Annotated in this window: 20 protein-coding genes; 11 read left to right on the top strand and 9 right to left on the bottom strand. The window is 65.8% G+C overall.

Annotated elements, in window-relative coordinates; all coding sequences use genetic code 11:
* Nucleotides 1-268 precede the first annotated feature (268 nt).
* Both C6A77_RS19005 and C6A77_RS19000 read left to right on the top strand, forming a co-directional pair.
* Entirely contained in the window at nucleotides 269-1,918 is a 1,650-nt protein-coding gene (locus tag C6A77_RS19005) for a VRR-NUC domain-containing protein (protein ID WP_114170856.1), read from the top strand.
* A complete protein-coding gene (locus C6A77_RS19000; protein WP_114170855.1) occupies nucleotides 1,915-4,182 on the top strand; it encodes an ATP-dependent DNA helicase in 2,268 nt (755 codons plus the stop codon). Before C6A77_RS19005 ends, C6A77_RS19000 begins: the two co-directional genes overlap by 4 nt.
* Before the next feature lie 165 nt (nucleotides 4,183-4,347).
* On the opposite strand, the gene C6A77_RS18995 is transcribed toward C6A77_RS19000, so the two are convergent.
* Nucleotides 4,348-5,529: an NnrS family protein gene (locus C6A77_RS18995; RefSeq protein ID WP_114170854.1), complete on the bottom strand. Its 1,182-nt coding sequence runs from the start codon at nucleotides 5,527-5,529 to the stop codon at nucleotides 4,348-4,350.
* 214 nt (nucleotides 5,530-5,743) lie between these two features.
* On the opposite strand from C6A77_RS18995, the gene C6A77_RS18990 reads away from it, so the two are divergent.
* The 9 genes from C6A77_RS18990 (at nucleotide 5,744) to ureG (ending at nucleotide 12,511) form a co-directional block, all read left to right on the top strand.
* Entirely contained in the window at nucleotides 5,744-6,658 is a 915-nt protein-coding gene (locus C6A77_RS18990; protein WP_114170853.1) for a tyrosine-type recombinase/integrase, read from the top strand.
* A gap of 284 nt (nucleotides 6,659-6,942) precedes the next feature.
* On the top strand, nucleotides 6,943-7,776 hold the full coding sequence (locus tag C6A77_RS18985) for an urease accessory protein UreD (RefSeq protein ID WP_114170852.1): 834 nt from the start codon (nucleotides 6,943-6,945) through the stop codon (nucleotides 7,774-7,776).
* A gap of 9 nt (nucleotides 7,777-7,785) precedes the next feature.
* Nucleotides 7,786-8,088, top strand: coding sequence for an urease subunit gamma (locus C6A77_RS18980; protein ID WP_003256923.1), 303 nt, complete (start codon nucleotides 7,786-7,788; stop codon nucleotides 8,086-8,088).
* Nucleotides 8,089-8,107: 19 nt separating this feature from the next.
* Nucleotides 8,108-8,425: an urease subunit beta gene (locus C6A77_RS18975; RefSeq protein ID WP_114170851.1), complete on the top strand. Its 318-nt coding sequence runs from the start codon at nucleotides 8,108-8,110 to the stop codon at nucleotides 8,423-8,425.
* Nucleotides 8,422-10,125: an urease subunit alpha gene (gene ureC, locus C6A77_RS18970; RefSeq protein ID WP_114170850.1), complete on the top strand. Its 1,704-nt coding sequence runs from the start codon at nucleotides 8,422-8,424 to the stop codon at nucleotides 10,123-10,125. Before C6A77_RS18975 ends, ureC begins: the two co-directional genes overlap by 4 nt.
* Before the next feature lie 10 nt (nucleotides 10,126-10,135).
* Complete coding sequence (gene ureE, locus C6A77_RS18965) at nucleotides 10,136-10,639, top strand: urease accessory protein UreE (RefSeq protein ID WP_114170849.1); 504 nt, start codon at nucleotides 10,136-10,138, stop codon at nucleotides 10,637-10,639.
* Between the two features lie 17 nt (nucleotides 10,640-10,656).
* A complete protein-coding gene (locus tag C6A77_RS18960) occupies nucleotides 10,657-11,202 on the top strand; it encodes a HupE/UreJ family protein (protein WP_114170848.1) in 546 nt (181 codons plus the stop codon).
* Complete coding sequence (locus C6A77_RS18955) at nucleotides 11,202-11,876, top strand: urease accessory UreF family protein (protein WP_114170847.1); 675 nt, start codon at nucleotides 11,202-11,204, stop codon at nucleotides 11,874-11,876. The genes C6A77_RS18960 and C6A77_RS18955 overlap by 1 nt, the downstream gene beginning before the upstream one ends.
* Nucleotides 11,877-11,887: 11 nt before the next feature.
* Entirely contained in the window at nucleotides 11,888-12,511 is a 624-nt protein-coding gene (gene ureG, locus C6A77_RS18950) for an urease accessory protein UreG (RefSeq protein ID WP_114170846.1), read from the top strand.
* Nucleotides 12,512-12,694: 183 nt separating this feature from the next.
* Here ureG and C6A77_RS18940 read toward each other — a convergent pair whose 3' ends face one another.
* The 8 genes from C6A77_RS18940 to C6A77_RS18905 form a co-directional block, all read right to left on the bottom strand.
* Nucleotides 12,695-13,423: a thioredoxin family protein gene (locus C6A77_RS18940; protein ID WP_114170845.1), complete on the bottom strand. Its 729-nt coding sequence runs from the start codon at nucleotides 13,421-13,423 to the stop codon at nucleotides 12,695-12,697.
* 95 nt (nucleotides 13,424-13,518) lie between these two features.
* Entirely contained in the window at nucleotides 13,519-15,720 is a 2,202-nt protein-coding gene (locus C6A77_RS18935; protein WP_114170844.1) for an LTA synthase family protein, read from the bottom strand.
* Nucleotides 15,721-15,855: 135 nt separating this feature from the next.
* Nucleotides 15,856-17,130, bottom strand: a complete 1,275-nt coding sequence (locus tag C6A77_RS18930; protein ID WP_114170843.1) for a hypothetical protein — start codon at nucleotides 17,128-17,130, stop codon at nucleotides 15,856-15,858.
* Nucleotides 17,131-17,167: 37 nt separating this feature from the next.
* Complete coding sequence (locus C6A77_RS18925) at nucleotides 17,168-17,920, bottom strand: hypothetical protein (RefSeq protein ID WP_114170842.1); 753 nt, start codon at nucleotides 17,918-17,920, stop codon at nucleotides 17,168-17,170.
* Between the two features lie 44 nt (nucleotides 17,921-17,964).
* Nucleotides 17,965-18,645, bottom strand: coding sequence for a C39 family peptidase (locus tag C6A77_RS18920; protein WP_114170841.1), 681 nt, complete (start codon nucleotides 18,643-18,645; stop codon nucleotides 17,965-17,967).
* 62 nt (nucleotides 18,646-18,707) lie between these two features.
* Nucleotides 18,708-20,159: a heme utilization protein gene (locus C6A77_RS18915; RefSeq protein WP_114170840.1), complete on the bottom strand. Its 1,452-nt coding sequence runs from the start codon at nucleotides 20,157-20,159 to the stop codon at nucleotides 18,708-18,710.
* Nucleotides 20,160-20,207: 48 nt separating this feature from the next.
* Nucleotides 20,208-20,786 carry an adhesin gene (locus tag C6A77_RS18910; RefSeq protein WP_114170839.1) on the bottom strand — a complete coding sequence of 193 codons (579 nt, stop codon included), beginning with the start codon at nucleotides 20,784-20,786 and terminating at the stop codon, nucleotides 20,208-20,210.
* A gap of 1 nt (nucleotide 20,787) precedes the next feature.
* A complete protein-coding gene (locus C6A77_RS18905; RefSeq protein WP_114170838.1) occupies nucleotides 20,788-21,225 on the bottom strand; it encodes a hypothetical protein in 438 nt (145 codons plus the stop codon).
* Nucleotides 21,226-21,361 lie beyond the last annotated feature (136 nt).

Genomic DNA, 21,361 nt, shown 5'->3' with positions numbered 1-21,361 from the left:
CGGCGTAGCCGGTGCCATCCACCGCGTCGCCTGCTTCGCGGGCTTGCCCGCTCCCACTGGGACGGCGCAGGTCCGGGCTCACGCTGTCCTTGTGGGAGCGACCGTGGCCGCGAACACCGGCGCAGCCGGTGCCATGCACCGCGTCGCCTGCTTCCACAGGGCAAGCGGACCGCTTGCGCATTGCCAAGCTGGCGCGACCTGCGGCACTTGCCAGGCATACTAATCTGTATGTATAACCAGTATCCATTCCAGCCGCCCGACCCATCCCGTGATTGCCCATTCCGTCGACGACCCGTTCTACTACCTGCACAATTTCCGCCAGGTGCTGCTGTGGGTCGAACAACGCTATGCAGACCTGCTCGACGATCAGGACCTCGCTTTCCTGCGTACCTTCGGCCAACTGAGCGCGCCTGCTCAGGCCCTGATGGTGCGTATGGTCATGCGCAAGGGCGAGCTGTTTCGTAGCGACCGGCTCGACTATGGCGAAATCGGCGATACCGCGCAGGCCCTGCAACCGCTGCTGGCCCTCGGCTGGGTACGGGAACCCGCGCAACTGGCGCTGGAGCAGCTGTTCGCCCTGCTGCGCAAGGACGAACTTGCCCGCTGTTTTGCCGCGCAGTTGCCGCGCCCGCGCGCTGCCAAACATGACCTGTTGGCGCAACTGCAACCCTTGGGCCTGCAGCCGCGGCCACTGGCCGAATGGTTTCCGGACTGCGGCGTACGTATCCTGCAGTGGTGCCTGCAACCCCTGTGTGATCGCATGCGCCTGCTGTTTTTCGGCAACCTGTACCAGGACTGGTCGGATTTCGTCCTCGCCGACCTGGGCCTGTTGCGCTACGAACAGGTGCCGTTTAGCACCGATTCGCGTGCCCTGCGGCACCGTGGCGAAGTCGACCTGGCCATGGCCCTGCACCAATGCGCCGAGCGCCTGGAGCAAGGTGACGACCCGCTGTCGATCCTCGCTGCGATGCAGGGGCTGTCCAGCGACAACCCCTGGCTGGCCCGGCGCCACGCGCGCCTGCAATTCGCCCTCGGCCAGCAATGCGAGCGCCTGGGTGACTGGGACCAGGCCTTTGCCGTGTACGCGCAGTGCAGCCATGCCCAGGCGCGCATCCGCCAGGTACGCGTGCTGGAGCGCAGCGAGCAGTGGTCGCAGGCCCACGCACTGGCGCTGCAACTGGCGGCGGCACCGGCCAACGCCCTGGAAGTGCAAGCGCTGGAACGCATGCTGCCACGCCTGGCACGCAAGCTGGGCGGCCCGCCACAACGGCGCCAGCGTGTCGCGCCGCTGGAGCTGATCGAACTGGAACTTCCTGCCGAGCTAGCTGCGCTGGGCGTAGAAGAAGCGGTACGCCAGCACCTGGCGGAAGACGGCGGGCCGGTGCATTACGTGGAGAACACCCTGTTCAACAGCCTGTTCGGCCTGCTGTGCTGGGAAGCGATCTTCGCCCCGGTGCCTGGCGCGTTCTTCAACCCTTTCCAGGCCGCCCCTCAGGACCTGCACGACAGTGACTTCCAGCAACGCCGCAGTACGCTGTTCGCGCGCTGCCTCGGTCGGCTTGACGATGGCAGCCATCAGCAGGCGATTCGCGACTGCTTTGCCGCCAAGCAGGGCCTGCAATCGCCGTTCGTGTTCTGGCCCATGCTCGGCGACGAACTGCTCGAGCAAGCCCTGGCCTGCCTGCCGGCGGCGCATCTGAAACAGTGCTTCCTGCGTTTGCTGCAAGACATCCGCAACAACCGCGCCGGCATGCCGGACCTGATCCAGTTCTGGCCCGGGCAAGGCCGCTACCGCATGGTCGAGGTCAAGGGCCCCGGCGACCGTCTGCAGGACAACCAGCTGCGCTGGCTGGCGTTCTGCCGGGCTCACGGCCTGCCGGTCGCGGTGTGCCATGTGCGCTGGAGCGAGGCGCCGTGAGCTACCGCGTGGCGGTGCGCGCCTTGTGCGAGTTCAGTGCCAAGGTCGGCGACCTGGACCTGCGCTTCACCCCATCGCCCACGGCCCAGGAGGGGATCGAAGGGCATCGGCGGGTGGTAGCGCGGCGCGCTGCCGGCTACGAGTCGGAAATTGCCCTCGAAGGCCAGTTCCAGGGCTTGACGGTGCGTGGCCGCGCCGATGGCTATGACCCCGCCTGCAATCGCCTCGAAGAGATCAAGACCCACCGTGGCGACCTGTCGCGCCAGCCGGCCAACCATCGCCAGCTGCATTGGGCACAGGCCAAGGTGTATGGCTGGTTGCTCTGCCAGGCACGGCAACTGCCGACCATCGAAGTGGCGCTGGTGTACCTGGACATCGACAACGATGGCCAGACGCTGATCAGCGAACACTGCACGGCGGGCGAGTTGCAGGCGTTCTTCGAAAGCCAGTGCCAACGCTTTCTGGCCTGGGCGCAAGGGCAGGCGCAGCGCCTGGCCGAGCGTAACCAGGGGCTGCAGGCGCTGGGCTTCCCGTACCCGGCGTTTCGCCAGGGCCAGCGACAACTGGCGGAAACCTTGTACAAGGCGGTGAGTACCGGCCGTTGCCTGATGGCCCAGGCCAGCACCGGCATCGGCAAAACCCTCGGTACCTTGTTTCCACTGCTCAAGGCCATGGTGCCGCAACAACTGGACAAACTGTTCTTTCTCACGGCCAAGACCCCGGGCCGGGCGCTGGCCCTGGATGCCTTGCGCCAGCTCACCGACGCCACGCCGCAGCCGGCCCTGCGCACGCTGGAACTGATCGCCCGCGACAAAGCCTGCGAGCACCCCGACAAGGCCTGCCATGGCGAATCCTGCCCTTTGGCTGCGGGCTTCTATGACCGCCTGCCGGCCGCGCGCGAGGCGGCCGCAGCATTGCCGCTGCTCGACCGGGCCCGGCTGCGCGAGGTCGCCCTGGCGCACCAGGTATGCCCGTATTACCTAGGCCAGGAAATGGCGCGCTGGGTCGATGTGCTGGTGGCGGACTACAACTACTACTTCGATGCCCACGCCTTGCTGTTCGGCCTGACCCAGGCCAACCAGTGGCGGGTGGCGGTGCTGGTTGACGAAGCGCACAACCTGGTCGAGCGTGGGCGCAGCATGTACAGCGCCAGTCTGGATCAGGGCCAGTTGTTGGCCCTGCGCCAGAGCAAGCCGCCAGGGCTGGTCAGTGCCCTTCACCGGCTGAACCGCCAGTGGAACGCGCTTTACAAGGACCAGCGTGCGCCGTACCAGGCCAGCGAGTCGCTGCCAGACGGCCTGTTGCGGGCCCTGCAGCAGTGCATCGGGCTGATCCAGGAACAGCTGAACCAGGCCCCCGTGCAAATCGACCCGCAGGTATTGCAGTTCTTCTACCAGGCGTTGCAGTTCAGCCGGGTTGCCGAGTTGTTCGACGAGCATTTCCTGTTCGACATCAGCCAGCGCCAGGGCCCGCGCCAGCGGCGGCTGGCCACCCTGTGCCTGCGCAATGTCACGCCGGCACGCCTGTTGGCCCCGCGCATGCAGGCGGCACGCAGCGTGACCCTGTTTTCCGCCACCCTCAGCCCGCGGCGTTTCTACAGCGACCTGCTGGGCATGCCGGCCGATACCGCTTGGCTGGAAGTGGCTGCGCCGTTCCGGGCCGAACAACTGGAAGTGCGCATCGCCAGCCAGGTCTCCACCCGCTACCAGCAACGCCAGGCTTCGCTGGCGCCCATCGTCGAGCTGATTGCCCGGCAATATGAACGGATGCCGGGCAACTACCTGGCGTTCTTCAGCAGTTTCGAATACCTGCAGCAGGTGGCCGGGTTGCTGGCCGAGCAGCACCCGCAGATCCCCCTGTGGGCCCAGCAACCGGGCATGGACGAAGCAGCTCGCCAGGGCTTTCTCGAGCGTTTTGTGGTGGATGGCCGTGGGCTGGGCTTTGCCGTGCTGGGCGGCGCCTTCGGTGAGGGCGTGGACTTGCCCGGCACCCGGCTGGTCGGCGCGTTTGTCGCAACGCTCGGGTTGCCTCAGGTGAACCCGGTCAACGAACAATTCAAGCAGCGCCTGGGGCGGCAGTTTGGCGCCGGTTTCGATTACGCCTATCTCTACCCGGGCGTGCGCAAGGTCATCCAGGCGGCAGGGCGGGTGATCCGTGGCGACCAGGACCGCGGTGTGCTGGTGCTGATCGACGAACGTTTCGCCGAACCCCGGGTGCAGCAGATGTTCCCAGGCTGGTGGCCGGTGGCCGAAAACTGTCCCTGATGGCGTCGGTCAGTGTCATTGGGGCTGCTGTGCAGCCCATCGCCGGCAAGCCAGCTCGCACACCGACCGCGCCGAGCCCAGCAGTAGCCTTGAACGCAGCGCGGTCAGTGTGGAAGCCGGCTTGCCGGCGATGGGCCGCAGGGCGGCCCTGGACAGGCATCTGAGCTAGCCCGGCATGCCGTCCGCCCGTGGCCGCAGCAGAATCGGCAGGTAGTGCCGCAGGAACAGCAACAGCGCCAGGCTCCAGCACAGTGCCGAAACGCTCACCCCCAGCGGCGTGAACAGCGGCAGCACTACCCGGGCCAGCGCCGCCAGTTGTATCAGGGCAAACGCCCAGGCAATGCTGGCGGGCACCTGCAGCGGCCTGCCGGTATGGCCCAGGCTGACGCGCGCCATCATCGCCACAATCAAGCCGGTCATGGCGCCCACGGTCAGCGCGTGCGTCACCAGGCTCGGGTTCAGCGCTACCCCGGCGTGCCACTGCGCCATGCCCAGGCAGGCAACGGCGATCCAGGCATAGGCCAGGTGCAGCGACCACAGCAGCGGCACACGCCACAGGCCACGGTCGTGCCACAACACCAGGCGCGCAGCGTGCCCGGCGAACAAGGCACCGAACAGCACGGCGAGGCCGCTACGCGGTGTGTCGGCCAGGCCCGAAGCAAACGCCAGCGGTACCGCCACGCTCAGCAGCAGGCAGGCACGGTCCAGCCACGGGCGGGCCGGGGTCGGCGCCATGTTGCCCAACCCGCGCCGGGTGAAGAATGGAATCACCCGCCCGCCGAGCACCGTCATCATCGCCGCCACCAGCCATAACCCGGCGAACACGCCGCGGCGCTGCAACAGTTCGTCGTGGCGCAACCAGCCCGCCAGGGTCAGCCACTGGCAAGCGGCGATCAGCAGCACCAGGCCGACGATCGGGTAATTGTTGCGCAAGCGCCGTTGCACGATCGGCCGCGCCAGGGCCAAGGCCACCAGCGGCAGGAAGCTGCCCTCGATCAGCGCCAGCAAGCCGCTTGGCAGCGGCACGAACCAGCTGGCCCGACCCAGCAGCCAGAGCAGGAACAGGCCCTGCAGCGCCCGCCCGCTCAGGCCCGGGATGCCGCTCCAGTTCTGCACCGCAGTCAGCAGAAAGCCGGCGACGATGGCGGCGGCAAAACCGTAGAGCATTTCAAAACGGTGCCAGGCGAGCATGCCGCCGGGCGGCGTGGGGTTCAGCAGCCCGGCCAGCACCCCAGCCCACAACAGCAGGGCCACCAGGGCAAACAGACTGCCGCCGAGGAAGAACGGGCGGAAACCCAGGCCCCAGACGGCCTGGCGTGGGCGTGAAGCGATCGGTTGCACGAGCATGGGCGGTCCTTCGTTCGTTCAGTGGGCTCAATTGGGGTAAGATCACGATCCGTGCCAGTTGCAAACCCCTTGCATATCAAGGTGATGGCCTCTCGCCAGGTCCGAATGACACGCTGTAATTGCAGTCATCCGGACACATTTCCATGTCGTTTTGACCCGCTTCAGGGATTGGCCGGTGCACCCCAGGCCAACGCTCCGCTACAGGATTCACGCTTTGTCCGACCTCTCGAAAAATCCGCTGCTGCAGTACATGGCCCGCCTGGCCCCCTCCAGCCAGCAGACCATGCGCTACATCCTTCAGGACGCCGCCGACCGGCTGGGGTTTGTCGACTGCAACATTGTCGATGTGCCCTGGCATCGGCTCGAGCCCGGCCATGTGATGGCCCTGGTGGCGGCGCTGCGTGCCGATGGTTATGCCCCCAACAGCTCGTCGCTGTACGTCAACGCCATTCGCGGGGTGATGAACGAGGCCTGGCGCCAGGGCCTGATCGACCACGAGCAGTTGCTGCGCATCCGCGAGGTCAAGCCGGCCAGCGGCAGCCGGCTGCCGCCCGGGCGCAACCTGCGCCGCAGCCTGATTCGCGAACTGATGGATGTGTGTGCCGCCGACCCACGGCCGCAGGGAGTGCGTGACGCGGCGATCATCGCCTTGCTGTACGGCACCGGCATGCGCAAGTCGGAGTCGGTGGACATCGACCTGAACCAGGTGGACTTTGCGGCGCGCAGCCTGCAGGTGCTGGGCAAAGGCAACCGCCAGCTGATCAAGTACGCCCCGCCGTGGGCGTTCGAGAAGTTGCAGGCGTGGCTGGACCTGCGCCGCCAGGACCTGCCTGCCGGCGCCGAAGACGACCCGTTCCTGTTCAACCGCATCCGCCGTGGCAGCCACATCACCCGGGCGCGTATCACCAAGCATGCCATCTACTACATCGCGCGCCAGCGCGGTGCACAGGTGGGGGTGAAGATCATGCCGCACGACTTCCGCCGGGCCTTCATTACCCGGGTGATCGAAGAGCATGACTTGTCGATTGCGCAGAAGCTGGCGCATCACGCCAATATCCAGACCACGGCCATTTATGATCGGCGTGACGACAACGAACGCCGGCGCGCGGTGGACCGCTTCGATTACTGAGCCTCGATAGTCTTGGGCCGCTTTGCGGCCCTTCGCGGGCATGCCCGCTCCCACAGCTGCAGCACTGGCATCCAGGTACCGATCAACCTGTGCACCATCCCCTGAATGCCTGAGGCCAGAGCGGCTGCCGTGCAAGTTTCATCTTCCTTCACCTGCGAAGTTGGCCCGCAACCTGCTATATCCAGCCTGCGAATTTGATCGAGTGGTCAGGCTGTGCGTGCAGGCATGCACACGCCGCGGACCCTCTAAACGGCCAACAGGCCACGGATTTCAGGGGCCGCAGGATGTCGCTCGCGGAGCAGATCGAACCACAACAAGACGATAGCGGCTGGAGTGCCCAGCTGCAGTTGCGCTTTGTCAGGCGCGACGCGGTGACCCGCCTTGGTGCATGGCGGCACTTCGGTCCCCTTTTGGTGCAGCGGCCGTTCTACCCCGAAGGTGCACCGTGCCATGTTTACGTTTTGCACCCACCCGGTGGTGTCGTCGCCGGCGACCGCCTGGCGCTGGACGTTCAGCTGGAACCCGGCAGCCACGCGCTGCTGACCATGCCCGGCGCCAGCAAGTTCTACCGCAGCATCGGCCCGACCGCGCGCCTGACCCAGCGTTTTCACCTGGCGGCCGGCAGCACCCTGGAGTGGCTGCCGCAAGACAGCATTTTCTTCTCCGGCGCCCGCGTCAGCCTCGCCAGCCATTTCACCCTTGAGCCGGGGGCGCGCCTGCTGGCCTGGGAAACCCTGTGCCTAGGGCGCCCGGTGATGAACGAGCGTTTCGACCACGGCGCCCTCGACAGCCGCCTGCACATCGAATTGCCCGACCAGGTCGGCCTGCACGAGCGTTTGCGCCTTGCAGGCGGGCAGCTGGACAAGCTGGGCGGGCACCCGCTGCTCGCCACCTTCTGCGCCGCACCCGCCGACCAGGCCGTGCTGGAGCAGGTGCGTGCGCTGCTCGACGAACTGGCCAACCCGGCCGGCGCGACCCTGCTTGGGTCGCTGCTGGTGATCCGTGTGCTCGACCATGACAACCAACACCTGCAACGCACCCTGCAACGCCTGTGGCACCTGCTGCGCCCGGCCGTCCTCGGCCTGCCGGCGTGCCCGCCGCGTATCTGGGCCACCTGAGAGAGCGCCATGGAGCTGACCCCGAGAGAGAAAGACAAACTGCTGCTGTTCACCGCCGCGTTGCTGGCGGAGCGGCGCCTGGCCCGCGGCCTCAAGCTCAACTACCCGGAAGCGGTGGCGTTGATCAGTGCCGCCGTGCTCGAGGGTGCCCGGGATGGCCGTACCGTCGCCGAACTGATGAGCCTGGGCCGCGAGGTGCTGAGCCGCGAGCAGGTGATGCCCGGCATTGCCGAGATGCTCCATGACGTGCAGGTCGAAGCGACTTTCCCGGATGGCACCAAGCTGGTGACCGTGCATGACCCCATCGTCTGACATTGCCCAGGAGGCGCGCATGATTCCAGGTGAAATCCAGGTCGCCGCTGGCGACATCGAACTCAACAGCGGCCGTGAAACGCTCAGCGTCAGCGTGGCCAACCATGGCGACCGGCCGGTGCAGGTCGGCTCGCATTACCACTTCTACGAGGTCAACGACGCGCTGGTGTTCGACCGCCTGCCAACCCTGGGCTTTCGCCTGGACATCCCGGCCGGGACCGCCGTGCGTTTCGAGCCTGGCCAGGCGCGCACCGTGCAGCTGGTGGCCTACGCCGGCAAACGCGAAGTCTATGGCTTTCAAGGCAAGGTGATGGGTGCGCTGGAGGGCAGGGCATGAGCCGCATTTCCCGCCAGGCCTATGCCGACATGTTCGGCCCCACCGTGGGCGACCGCGTACGCCTGGCCGACACTGCACTGTGGGTCGAGGTGGAGCGGGACCTCACCGTATACGGTGAGGAGGTCAAGTTCGGTGGCGGCAAGGTCATCCGCGACGGCATGGGGCAGGGCCAGATGCTCGCCGCCGACGCCATGGACCTGGTGCTGACCAACGCCCTCATCATCGACCACTGGGGCATCGTCAAGGCCGACATCGGCATCAAGCACGGGCGTATCGCGGTGATCGGCAAGGCCGGCAACCCCGATGTGCAACCGGGCGTCAACGTCCCGGTCGGCCCCGGCACCGAGGTGATCGCGGCCGAAGGCAAGATCGTCACCGCCGGTGGCGTCGACTCGCACATCCATTTCATCTGCCCGCAGCAGGTCGAGGAGGCGCTGAACAGCGGCGTCACCACCTTCATCGGCGGCGGTACCGGGCCGGCCACCGGCACCAATGCCACCACCTGCACGCCCGGCCCCTGGTACCTGGCGCGCATGCTCCAGGCCGCCGACAGCCTGCCAATCAACATCGGCCTGCTGGGCAAGGGCAACGCCTCGCGGCCGGAAGCGCTGCGCGAGCAGATTGCCGCCGGTGCCGTGGGCCTCAAGCTGCACGAAGACTGGGGTTCGACCCCGGCGGCCATCGACTGCTGCCTGGGGGTGGCCGAGGAAATGGACATCCAGGTGGCGATCCACACCGACACCCTCAACGAGTCCGGCTGCATCGAGGACACCTTGGCGGCCATCGGCGATCGCACCATCCACACCTTCCACACCGAGGGTGCCGGCGGCGGTCATGCCCCGGACATCATTCGTGCCGCAGGGCAGGCCAACGTCCTGCCGTCCTCGACCAACCCGACCCTGCCGTACACCGTCAACACCGTGGACGAGCACCTGGACATGCTCATGGTCTGCCACCACCTGGACCCGAGCATCGCTGAAGACGTGGCCTTCGCCGAGTCGCGCATTCGCCGCGAGACCATCGCTGCCGAAGACATCCTTCACGACATGGGCGCCTTTGCCATGACCTCGTCCGACTCCCAGGCCATGGGCCGGGTCGGCGAAGTGGTGCTGCGGACCTGGCAGGTGGCCCACCAGATGAAGCTGCGCCGCGGGCCATTGGCGCCGGACAGCGCCTACAGCGACAACTTCCGGGTCAAACGCTACATCGCCAAGTACACCATCAACCCGGCACTGACCCACGGCATCGGCCACGAAGTGGGTTCGCTGGAGGTTGGCAAGCTGGCCGACCTGGTGCTGTGGGCGCCGGCGTTCTTTGCGGTGAAGCCGGCGCTGGTCATCAAGGGCGGCATGATCGTCAGCGCGCCCATGGGCGACATCAACGGTTCCATTCCCACGCCGCAGCCGGTGCATTACCGGCCCATGTTCGGCGCCTTGGGCGCGGCGCGCCATGCCACGCGCATGACCTTCCTGCCGCAGGCGGCGATGGACCGCGGCCTGGCCGCTGAGCTGAACCTGCGCAGCCTGATCGGCGTGGCCCGGGGCTGCCGCCGGGTGCGCAAGCCGGACATGCTTCACAACACCCTGCAGCCGCTGATCGAGGTCGACGCGCAGACCTACCAGGTACGCGCCGATGGCGAGCTGCTGGTCTGCGAGCCGGCCCGCGAACTGCCGCTGGCCCAGCGCTATTTCCTGTTCTGAAGGAGCACCGATGATTGTCTTGACCCGCCGTATCAGCGCGCCCGGCCCGCTGGACCCAACCGGCACCGTTACCCTGGACGTCGACAGCCGCATCAAAAGCCGCCTGCGGGTGACCCTGGACGATGGCCGCGAGGCCGGGCTGATGCTCGAACGCGGCCACTTGCTGCGTGGCGGCGAACTGCTGGCCGATGCTGCGGGCACCGAGCTGATCCGGGTGCTGGCGGCGCCCGAGGCAGTGTCCACGGTGCGCTGCGCCGACCCGCACCTGCTGGCGCGCGCGGCGTATCACCTGGGTAACCGGCATGTCCCGCTGCAGATCGAACCCGGCCTGCTGCGCTTCCAGCACGACCATGTGCTGGACGACATGCTGCGTGGCCTGGGCCTGACGGTAGAAGCCGAACAGGCGCCGTTCGAGCCGGAGGCGGGCGCTTACCAAAGCGCGTCGCATAGCCATAGCCATAGCCATAGCCAAAGCCACGATCACCCCTTCGTGCGCCTGCCTGCCCATTCCTGAACTACCCGGAGCAAACGATGAAAAAGACTTTCGCCCTGATTCTGCTGATGCTGGCGCTACCAGCCTTCGCCCACCCTGGGCACGACGGCAACCCGCTGCAGGATGGCCTGCTGCACCCGCTGACCGGCCTTGATCACCTGCTGATGCTGCTGGGCACCGGCGTACTCGCGGCGTTGACCCGGCGTAACCTGACGTTGCCGCTGGCGACCCTGGTGGCGATGTTCGCGGGTGCGGTGTGCGGCCACCTGTTCGGCGATGTGCTGGGCATGGAAACCCTGATTGCCGTGTCGCTGCTGGTGGCTGCCGGGGCCGTGCTGCTGCCGCGTCGGCAATTGCTGCTGGCCATGGCCATGCCGGTGTTTGCCCTGTTCCATGGCTGGGCCCATGGCGTGGAAGCCACGCCCAGTGCGTTCTGGCAGTTCAGCGCCGGCTTCGTCACGGTCAGCGGCCTGCTGCTGGCGGCCGGTTTTGCGCTCGGTTGCCTGTTGCGCCGGCACAGCGCTTTGCAAAAGGCCTTTGGCGGTGGCCTGCTGGCCAGTGCCGCGCTGGTACTGGCGGGCTGATGGACAGCGACCTGGCATTGCTGCGCCTGCTGCAGCTGGCCAGCCCCGGCTTGCCGGTGGGCGGCTTCACCTACTCGCAGGGCCTGGAGTGGGCGGTCGAGGCGGGCTGGGTCGGCGATGTGGAGGCTTTCGCTGGCTGGCAGCGCGAGCAGATCGACGACACCCTGGCGCGGCTCGATTGGCCCGTTTTGGCACGGTTGTATCAGGCCTGCCAGGCCGAGGACGCCGAGTCCTTCGGCCACTGGAGCCGCTTTCTGCTGGCCAATCGCGAAACCGCCGAGCTGCGCCTGGAAGAGCAGCAGCGCGGCGCGGCGTTGGCGCGATTGCTGGACGGTTGGCAACTGGGCCAGGCCACGCCCTGGCGCGCCAGCCTCGAACTCACTCAGCTCGGCGGCATGGCCTGGCTGGCTGCCCACTGGGCCATCCCGCTGCGTCAGTTGGCCCTGGGCCATGGCTTCGCCTGGCTGGAGGGCGCGGTGATGGCTGGGGTCAAGCTGGTGCCGTTCGGCCAGCAGGCTGCGCAGACCTTGCTGCGCGACCTGAGCCAAGGTTTGCCCGCAGCACTCGACCAGGCCCTGGCCCTGGATGATGACCAGCTCGGCGGCGGCCTGCCGTTGCTGGCCATTGCCTCATCGCGTCACGAAACCCAATACACCCGTTTGTTCCGTTCCTGAGGACTGCCTGCATGCAAAGCTATCAACAACCCCTGCGCGTCGGTGTCGGCGGCCCGGTCGGCTCCGGCAAGACGGCGCTGCTCGAAGCGCTGTGCAAGGCCATGCGCGACCACTACCAGATCGCCGTGGTCACCAACGATATCTACACCAAGGAAGACCAGCGCATCCTCACCGAAGCCGGCGCGCTGGAGCCGGAGCGCATCGTCGGTGTGGAAACCGGCGGCTGCCCGCACACCGCGATCCGCGAAGACGCCTCGATGAACCTGGCGGCGGTCGAGGCCCTGGCGCGCAAGTTTGGCAACCTGGAAGTGATTTTCGTCGAGAGCGGCGGTGACAACCTGAGTGCCACGTTCAGCCCGGAGCTGGCTGACCTGACCATCTACGTCATCGATGTCGCTGAAGGCGAGAAAATCCCGCGCAAGGGTGGGCCGGGGATAACCAAGTCGGACTTCCTGGTGATCAACAAGACCGACCTGGCGCCGTATGTCGGCGCTTCGCTGGAAGTGATGGAGCGCGATACCCGACGCATGCGCCCGCAACGGCCATGGACCTTCAGCAACCTGAAGAGGGGCGAGGGGTTGCAGGCGGTGATCGATTTCATCGTCGAGCGCGGGATGCTGGGTGTGCGCGGCTGACAGGTCGCGCCCTTGTGGTAGCAGCGGTCTTGGTCAATTTCTAAAAGCTGGCGCGATCCCTTGTAGGAGCGGGCTTGCCCGCGAACACCGGCGCAGCCGGTGCCATCTACCGCGTTGCCTGTTTCGCGGGCTTGCCCGCTCCCACAGGGAATCGTGCAGGCCTCGGGCTCATGCAGTGCTGCATCATGTGTGGCAGCAATGGCTCGAGTCTGGCTGCCCGTCATAGCGATCATGATGGCGCACCCAATCCATGGTCCCGCCCTCATTGCGCCCCAGCGGGGCAATGTCGAGGAAGTTGTAGGTGTTGACCAGAATATCCAGGCCGCGGGCGTAGGTTGAATAGGTGTGGTATACGCTGCCGTCTGCCGCGCGGTAGAACGCACTCAGCCCGGGCAACTCGCTTTCACTGCCGTTATACGGTTCATAGTTGTACTGCCGCTGCCCGTCACTGCCGACACTGACGCCAAAGTCCGCGTTGAACCCGCTGCCCTGTGACGAATACCACGGGAACCGCCAGCCCATGCGCCGTCGGAAGGCCTGGAATTCGGCATACGCTGCCCGTGATACCGCGACCAGCGATACATCGTGATGCGCCAGGTGCAGGTTGGCGCCGTCAAAATGGTCGGCCAGAAACGAGCAACCGGGGCAGCCTTCGCTCCAGCCCTCGGCGAACATGAAGTGGTAGACCAGCAACTGGCTGCGGCCGGCGAACAGGTCGGCCAGGCTCAGTTCGCCGTCCGGCCCATGAAAGTGATAGTCGTGCTCCACCCTGACCCATGGCAGGGCGCGACGGGCTGCGGCCAGCGCGTCGCGGTGGTGGGTAAAGGCTTTTTCGTGCAGCCACAGCTGGCGGCGGGCCGCCAGCCACTGGTCGCGGGAAACCACCGGGTGCTTGCCTTCGCGCGTGCTCATGGTGCTGTCTCCAGGTTGGGGATTCACCCTCTGGTCGAACACGGCAGGAAGGAATCGACAGGCCGCGCGGGCCGGGCGATGGGCGGTGGTACCGTTCAACCCGAATGGGCGATATGGCCCTCGGTCAGTTCATCGGCAGTGTCGTCCTCGCCGGGTAGCGCGGTGATCACGCTGAAGTCGCTGACTTCCACCTGGCCGCCGCCGTAACCCAGCAGATGGAAGGAAAACGCCTTGCGCGCGGTCGGGTTGTCGAAGCTGAATTCCATCTCCAGCGGCGCGTCGGCGGTGACTTTCACTTCTTCGGGCAAGCCCAGCGGTACGTCCTGCTCCAGCTGCTTGGCCTTGAGCTTGATATAGGCTGCGCGCTCAGGGTCCAGCGAGCGCACCTTGACCCGCACACGGGTATGCGAGCCTTCGGGCATTTCCAGATACTGGGCGCCGATCAGGTTGTCGGCCCAGTCGTCATGAATGCGCTTGCGCAACTGAATCGGCGATGGGCCGCCGAACTGGTAACGCAGGTTGAGCGGGGTTTGCAGCAGGGACTGGTCGAGCACGCCGGCCAGGGCACCGATCTGCTGGCCGAGCAGGCTGTCGCCCGGGCCCAGGTAACGTGCCTGGTCGGCGATGAAACCGTCACTGGCGTAGCGCCGGCAGCGCTGCTGGAAGTCGCATTCGGTGAACACCCCCTGGCCGTCGTGGTACCGCAGCATGCCGTTGGTGTAGGCGATCATCTCGCGACCGCTGTCGTAGTCGCGGTACAGCGAGCGACCGCCGAGCGCCATAGGGATCGGCAGGGAAAAATAGTCGAGCAGGGAGGTGGCCAGGTCGACATGGCCGTAGGTGCCGCGCTTGATCCGGGGCAGCTGCGCCTGCTCGGGCGCCAGGGTGAGGTTGAAGCCCCATGACGAGGCCAGGCGTACGCCATCGATGCCGTGGGACTCGTCAGAGGTGACCACGACCAGGGTGTCCTTGAGTACCCCCTGGCGTTCGAGATTGTCGAGGAAGGCGCCGAGCGCGTCGTCCAGGTAGGCGACCGCCGCCTGTTTCGGCGTGTCGTAACGCGCGAGGTAGTCGGCCGGTGCCGAGTACGGCTGATGAGTGCCCACGGTGAGCAGGGTCAGCATCCACGGCTGGTCCTGCTGCTGCAGCTCGCCGACGTAGTCCAGCGCGCCTTCGAAGAAGGCCCGGTCATCCTTGCCCCAGGGGAAGTCCAGGTAGTTCTTGTTGGCGAACCACTCCAGCCCGTGCACCGCCTCGAAGCCGATGTGCGGCATGATGCGGTCCTTGGCCATGAAACGCAGGCCGGCGCCCTGCAGGTAGTGGGTGGTGAAGCCGGCCTGGCGCAACTGCGCCGGCAGGCAGGCCTGGTTGCGTTCGTTCTGGGTCAGCAGTTCCACGCCCTTTGGCGTACCGTTGGCCAGCTTGTCGTAGTCACCGCACAGCATTGCATACAGGCCACGGATGGTCTGGTGGGTATGCAGCACGTAGTCCGGGGTGTTCATGCCGCGCTCGGCCCAGCGGCTGAGCCTGGGCATCAGGTCTTCGTCGAAGCGGCTGTGCAGGGCCTGGCGATTGGGCCGCAGGTAGGCCCCGGGGATGCCTTCGACGGTGATCAGCAGCAGGTTGCGGGCGTTGCCGGGCCCGGCGAGCAGGCGCTGGCCATGGAGGTCGGACTGGGTAAGGCCAGCGCTGGCCAGTGGCGTGAAGGGCTGCTTGTGGCCTGCCCAGCCTTCGAAGCGGCGTTGCAGGTCGCCGACGCCGGCCGACATCAGCTGGTGGGTGAGGTTGTATTGCCGCCACTGGTCTGCATCGGAGGGGGCCAGTTGCTGGCTGGCCCAATGCGCGCCAAACAGCAGCAGCGGAACGGCCCATGCCTTGCGCGGCAGAGCTTGCGGGCGTTGTGTGCGGCTGCGCCAGGCGCTGCCCAGCCAGGCCAGCAGGCCGGTGCCCAGCACCCAGGGCAGCCAGGCATGGGCCAGGCCGCCACCGGTGGAGTTTTCCATGAACTGGGCGTCGAGCAGGTAGGCCAGGTCGGCGCTGGTGGGCAACCGGCCCACTGCGCTGACCAGTTCTGCCGACGCCACCCACAGCGCAGCCCAGGCCAGCAATACGGGCAGCGCCAACCACCACGGGCGGCGCTGCAACAGCACGATCAGCAGGCTGCCGAGGGCGAGGTCGGACAGGTAACCGAGCGGGTTGGACCAACCCAGTATGGCGCGCGTACCCAGTGGGATCACCAGCACCAGGGCCGCCAGAGCGACGAGCCGGGTACCTGGGTGGTCTGACAGGTTCTTCACAAAAACATCCCTTTTGCCATTAAATCGTCATACATCTGTGCTGGATGATAACAGGCCGGGGCGGCGAACGCGTTTGGCTACAAGCCTGGTAACCAAATGCCGGGGCCGCTGGCGCGGGCCCGGCGGGTGCAAGTGTCAGAAGTAGTAGGGGAATTTCAGGCTGAAGGAAAAGTCCGGTGCGTCATCGGTCAGACCAATGGACAGGTTGGGCACGATGGTCAGGTTGTCGGTGGCGGCGAAGGTCATGCCGATGTTGAAGTTGGCGGCGTTGTAGTCGCTGTTGGTGATCGACTGCCAGTCGCCGCCATCCGGTTTGATCTTGCTCTTGCTGGCGAACTGGTCGGACACCGAGAACGACATGCTCATCTTTTCGTTCAGGGCAAAGGCGATACCGCCGCCAATCTGCCAGGAGTCGCCTAGCTTGACGTCACCCGGCACCTTGCTGTTGACCTGCGGGCTGATGTCGCTGAACGAGTCCTGCATGTTGTAGGTGTAGGACAGGCTGCCGAACAGCACGGCGGGGTCGAAGGTCTTGACCAGCGAAATGCCCGGGGTGATCGACCACACCCCGTTTCCGGTCGGCAGGCTTTCGGGTACCGACAGGTTGTCGTTGCCCTCGACCTGGCGCAGTTTGATGCCATACGGGTCCTTGCCGGTCGGGGCCTTGACCCGCAGGGTGGCGACGGCGTCCGGCCAGGTCTCGTCCTCGTCGAGGAACTTGTAGGCGACGCCGACGTTGACATCGCCGATTTCCGGGTCGCGGGTCACGGTCGCATCCGAAGTGCTGGCGCCGGCGCCCCCCGCGCCACCGGACGAGTAGGTGGATTCGCGGTACACCACCGGCACGTTGATGTCGAACTGCCAACGCTGGGCGAGGTTGTAGCGGGCGGTCATGTCCAGCGTCCAGTTGTCGGCCTTGACCCGGTCGAGGTTGATGCTGCCGAGGAAGATCGAGTCCAGCGCGAGGAAGCCGTTGAGCACCAGGGCCCGGGTATCGTAATGGGTGTAGGTGACACCGGTCTCGAAGCTGAACTTGCCGCCACCGAAGAAGCCACTGGCCTCGTCATACAGGTTGGACACGCTTTGCGCCGGCTCGGCGTCGGCCGTCAACGCCTGGCCATAGGAGCTGCTGCCCGATGCGCCCGAGGCTACCGTCTGCGCCCCCTTGACCCCCTCGGCGGGCGACCTGACCAGGCGTTTTGGCGGCGGGGCGGCAGGGGCTTCCTCGACTTGGCGGACGCGCTGTTCCAGCACCATCAGCGCCTGTTGCTGTGCCTCGTAGCGTTGCTTGAGCTCGAGCAGCTCTTGTTTCAGCATTTCGACCTGCGGGTCGGCAGCTGCGAAAACGGCGGTGGCCGGGGCCAGGGTGGTCAAACAGACGATAGCGCGGAGCGTCAATGATCGGTGCATGGATGTGCGTCCCTTTCGACTGCTTTGAACGTGAAGATCAGTATCCGAATGTGCGCAGGCCCTTGAGCTGGTCGAGGCTGCCGTTCAGCGAAGCCGCTGTCGGCACGCTCTCGCGCATGACCACATTGAGGGTGGTGACGTTGTTGACGTGGTTGCCATTGCCAAGCAGCGTCGAGTTCTGCAGCAGGCCGCCTTGGGCCAGGCGCTGCACGCTGCTGCCCTGGTTGTTGCTGGCATTGATGTTCAGTTGCACACCCGCGCCGGTGGACGACACGCTGAGCGAGCCGGCAGCGTTAGCGCCGACCAGGGTCTGGCCCGCCGCCAGCACCTGGCCCTGGGGTTGGCTGGCCGGTGCCTGGTCGGCGTGGGTCACGTTGATATCGACGTTGTTGTAGGCACTGTTGTTGTCGCCGGCCGCGCGCACCACCTGGGTCACCCCTTGGGTGCTGTCGAGCCCGCTGCCGCCGGTGACCGTCCCGGTGCCGGCGGGCGAGCCACCGCTGGTGGCCGGGGCGGTGGCTTTTTCGTCGATCATCGATACGTGGAACTGCGGCTTGAGAGTCGATTGCTGGATCTGCAGGGTGGAGGTCGCGCCGATCACCTCACCGTTGGCGTGCTGCCAGGTGCTGCTCATGACGATGCCGAAACTGATGATGCGCCCCGGCAGCACATAGCGCCCACGCAGGCTGGCCAGTTCCTGATCCTTCAGTTCGATGGGCCGGAACGTTTCGCCGTGGCTCGGCAGGCTGGCCGCCAGGCAAACCACTGCGAGCCAGAGTGGATTCTTCATGGTTGCTCCCCGGAGCGTCGTGCTCCCTGTCGTTGCAGGCGTCGTTAGAAGAAGTCGCTTTTGATGAAGCCGAAGTCCAGCAGCTCTGCGTCCTGCACCGGGGTGAAGTTGTTCACCCGGCCTTTGGCGGTCAGCGGCAGCGGCGGATCGAGCAGGACATTGTTCTTGTCATAGCCTTGGCCGATCACGGCGAAGATGATGCCGTTCCAGCCCTTGAGAAAATCGTCGACCCTGTAGCGCTTGTGGCCCAGCACCGGGTCACCGATGTACACCCAGCCCTTGTCGACCTTCTGCATGACCACGAAGTGCTTGTAGCCACGCACATCCATCAGCACCACGACCGGGATGCGCACGCTGTGCAGGGTTTCTGGCGCCACGCGGTAGCCGCGGGCGCGCATGCCCAGGCTTTCCACATAGCGTTTCATGTCGAGCATCGAGAAGCCCTGGGTGCGGACCAGCTCCTGGTCGGCGTGGGCCAGCATGCCTTCGATGATCTGTTGTTCGTTCACATCCAGCCAGTAGGCCTGGCGCAGGATGGTGGCCAGCGCGGCGGCGCCGCAGCTGAAGTCGGTTTTCTGTTGCACCAGGTCGGCGAACTTGCGCTCGCGAACGCTCTGGATCGGTTTGAACACCACGGCGCCGCCGGGCAGGACCGACAGCGGCATTTGTGCCGCTTCGCTGACGCTGGCCAGGCACAGCAAAAACGCCAGGGCAATGATGCGCATGATCGAGGGCCTTCCACTGCTGTTGGAGAAAGGCCCCCCGAAGGGGGCCTCAGGCACACTGCTCAGAACGAGGTGTTGGAGATGGCCAGCGAGTTGCTCTGCTGGTTGCCCACACCGGCTGCCACGTTCACGCCCAGGTTGCCGCTGCCACCGTTCACCGAGCCGCTAAGGGTTGCAGTGTTGGTCACAGGGTTGGCCCAGCCGGTCGGGGTCAGCACTTGGAAGGACACGGTATTGCTCAAGTCGTAGGCGCTGCTTTCGCTGTAGCTCTTCGACACGTCGTTCGAAGATTGCGACGACTTCTCGCCAGACTTTTCAAACGCCGATTCCGATGCATTGGCATACGACGACTCGTGGGCTTTTTCATACGACGAGTCGCGCGACTTCTCGTAGCTCGATTGGCGGGTCTTGTCGTACGACGAGTCGAATGCTTTCTCGAACGAGGAGTCGTAGGCGCTTTCTCGCGAACGGTCGACATCGACATTGAGCGAGGCATTGAGCGAAGCATCGAAGCTGTCGGTGCGGGTGCGCTCGCGACGGCCGTCATCGGTGGCCACGGTGCGGGTCGCATCGGCCGCAGCCGCCAGGGTGGCGCTCAGGCTGGCGCTGCTGGACGAGCTGGCAGTACCGGCCATCGAACCACTGGCATTCCAGCTGTTGGAGCCACTGGCCGTCGAGTTGCGCGAGCCGCTGGCGTTCATGCTGCTCGAACCGCTGGCGTTCCAGCCACTGGAGCCGCTGGCACTGGCGCTTTGCGAGCCGGCCACGCTGAAGCTCGACGACGAGCTGCGATCGTCGGTCGAGTTGAACGTGCCCTCACGCGAGCTGGAACCGCTCTGGGTCGTGGTGACGGTCAGCGTGTCCACCCGGTAGGTGCGGTCGGCGCCGTTGTTCACCGTCAGGCCCGGGCCGTTCTGCTCGGCAGAGGCGGTGGCAGTGGCGTTGCCCAGCGGCGCACCCGTGTTGGCGATGGCCATGGTGTTCTTCTGCTGGTTCAGGTCGCCGCCTGCGATGTTGACGCCGACGTTACCCTCCGCACCATCGGCCGAGCCGGTCATCACCGCCGAGTTCTGTGTGGACCAGTTGTCGACCCGGTTGTTGTTGCTGAACTGGCGAACGTCAGCGGTAGCTTCGGCGCTGCCGAACACGAAGCTGTTGTCCAGGCTGGACTCGGACGAAGCGTTGGCAATGGCCGCGGCGTTGTCCTGCTGGTTGCCGTTGCCGGCCGCTACGTTGACACCCACGTTGCCGCTGGCACCCGAGGCCGAGCTGCTCATCTCGGCTTCGTTGACGGTGCCCTGGTTGGTGATGGTGTTGCCGGTGCTGCTCTGGCTGTCAATGGCGTTGGCGGTGGCGAACACAGGGATCCTGGTGGGAGGAGGGGTGTGCTGCCCGTTGTGGTTGTGACCATTGTGGTGCCCGCCACGCCGGTCGTTCTGATCAGCTTGTACAGCAACAGCCATGACCGCAGCAATTGCGAAAACCAGAGGCTTGATTGCCATCGAGGGTTTCATGGTGATTCTCCGTACGCTATTAGGTTAAGTGTCGTTCTTGACTGAGGGTCAATCCGCGACCCGGATGCTCAGGGTGTTGGCCATGCGGTTTCCCACCCCGGCACTCTGGTTCAACTGGATCACTCCACGGCTACCGGTGAAGGCCTGGTCACTGGTAGTGACCTGGCGATGGCCAGCTGGAGCGGCAATTGCACCGGAGTCGTTGAGCAGCGCCACGTTCTGCTGCATGAGTACGCTGTCGTCGATGCTTTGCGGCTGGGCACCGATGCTGATGCTCAGTGCGTTGGCTTGCTGGGTGTTGGCACCGGCGCTCTGGTTGATGCCCAGGGCACCACTGCCGTTGCTGAAGGCGTCGCCGTGGATGGTCGCGCGGGCGTCCATCGCCGGGTTGGCGGGGGTATTCAGCCGTTGCCGTATCTGCGTGCTGGCATTTGCCGCAGGCCCGACCGCAATGGCCCGCGCGTTCGCCTGCTGTTGCAGGTCGCCGGCGGCCTGGTTGACGGTGAGGTTGCCCTGGTAACGGCTGCCGGAGCTGTCGATGCCGGCGTCGTTGACCACGGGTACTGGCGATTGGGCGAAGGCTGAGGTACTGCACAGCGTGGCCAGGATCAGCAGCGTGTGCTTCATCTCACTTGCTCCCCCCGGTCAGGATCTGCAACGGGGCCAGGCCACGCTGCACGCTGGAGTTGACCATGTTCGAGATACCGCTGCCGGCCCCCGTGCCGCGTCCGCCGGAAAGGTTGGGCAGTTGCGTCTGGTTGCCGAGGTTGCCGCCCAGGTTGCTGGTCTGCTGGGTGATCAGGCTGCTGATGCCGGCGCCACTGCTGATGCTGGCGAAGTCGCCATCACTGAGTTCATTGGTTTGCCTGAGCACGTGGGCAGACGGGTTGGCATTGACGGTGGTGGGGTTCGGGTCGGGGATCAGCGGCGGGACGGTCGCGTTGCGCGTCTGCACGTCGCGGGTGATGATGATGACGCCGTTGTCCGCCTGGGCTGTCATGCTCAACGAGCCGAGCACGCAGCCCAGCAGTAGCAGGTGATGAAGGCCTTTGTCAGTTTTCCTCACGACGGCATCTCCTTCTTTGAGCGCTGGCCCGGTTCAGCGATGCGAACCAGAGAGCAGAAGGTGTGCCGGTTTTGCCAAGTGTTTGCAGATCAACAGCTTAAGGGAGGGGGCAGGCGAACCTGCGGCGTATTCTGTC

Source organism: Pseudomonas sp. AFG_SD02_1510_Pfu_092 (assembly GCF_003331055.1).
GTDB lineage: Bacteria > Pseudomonadota > Gammaproteobacteria > Pseudomonadales > Pseudomonadaceae > Aquipseudomonas.
This window is presented reverse-complemented; position numbering and strand designations above follow the sequence as displayed.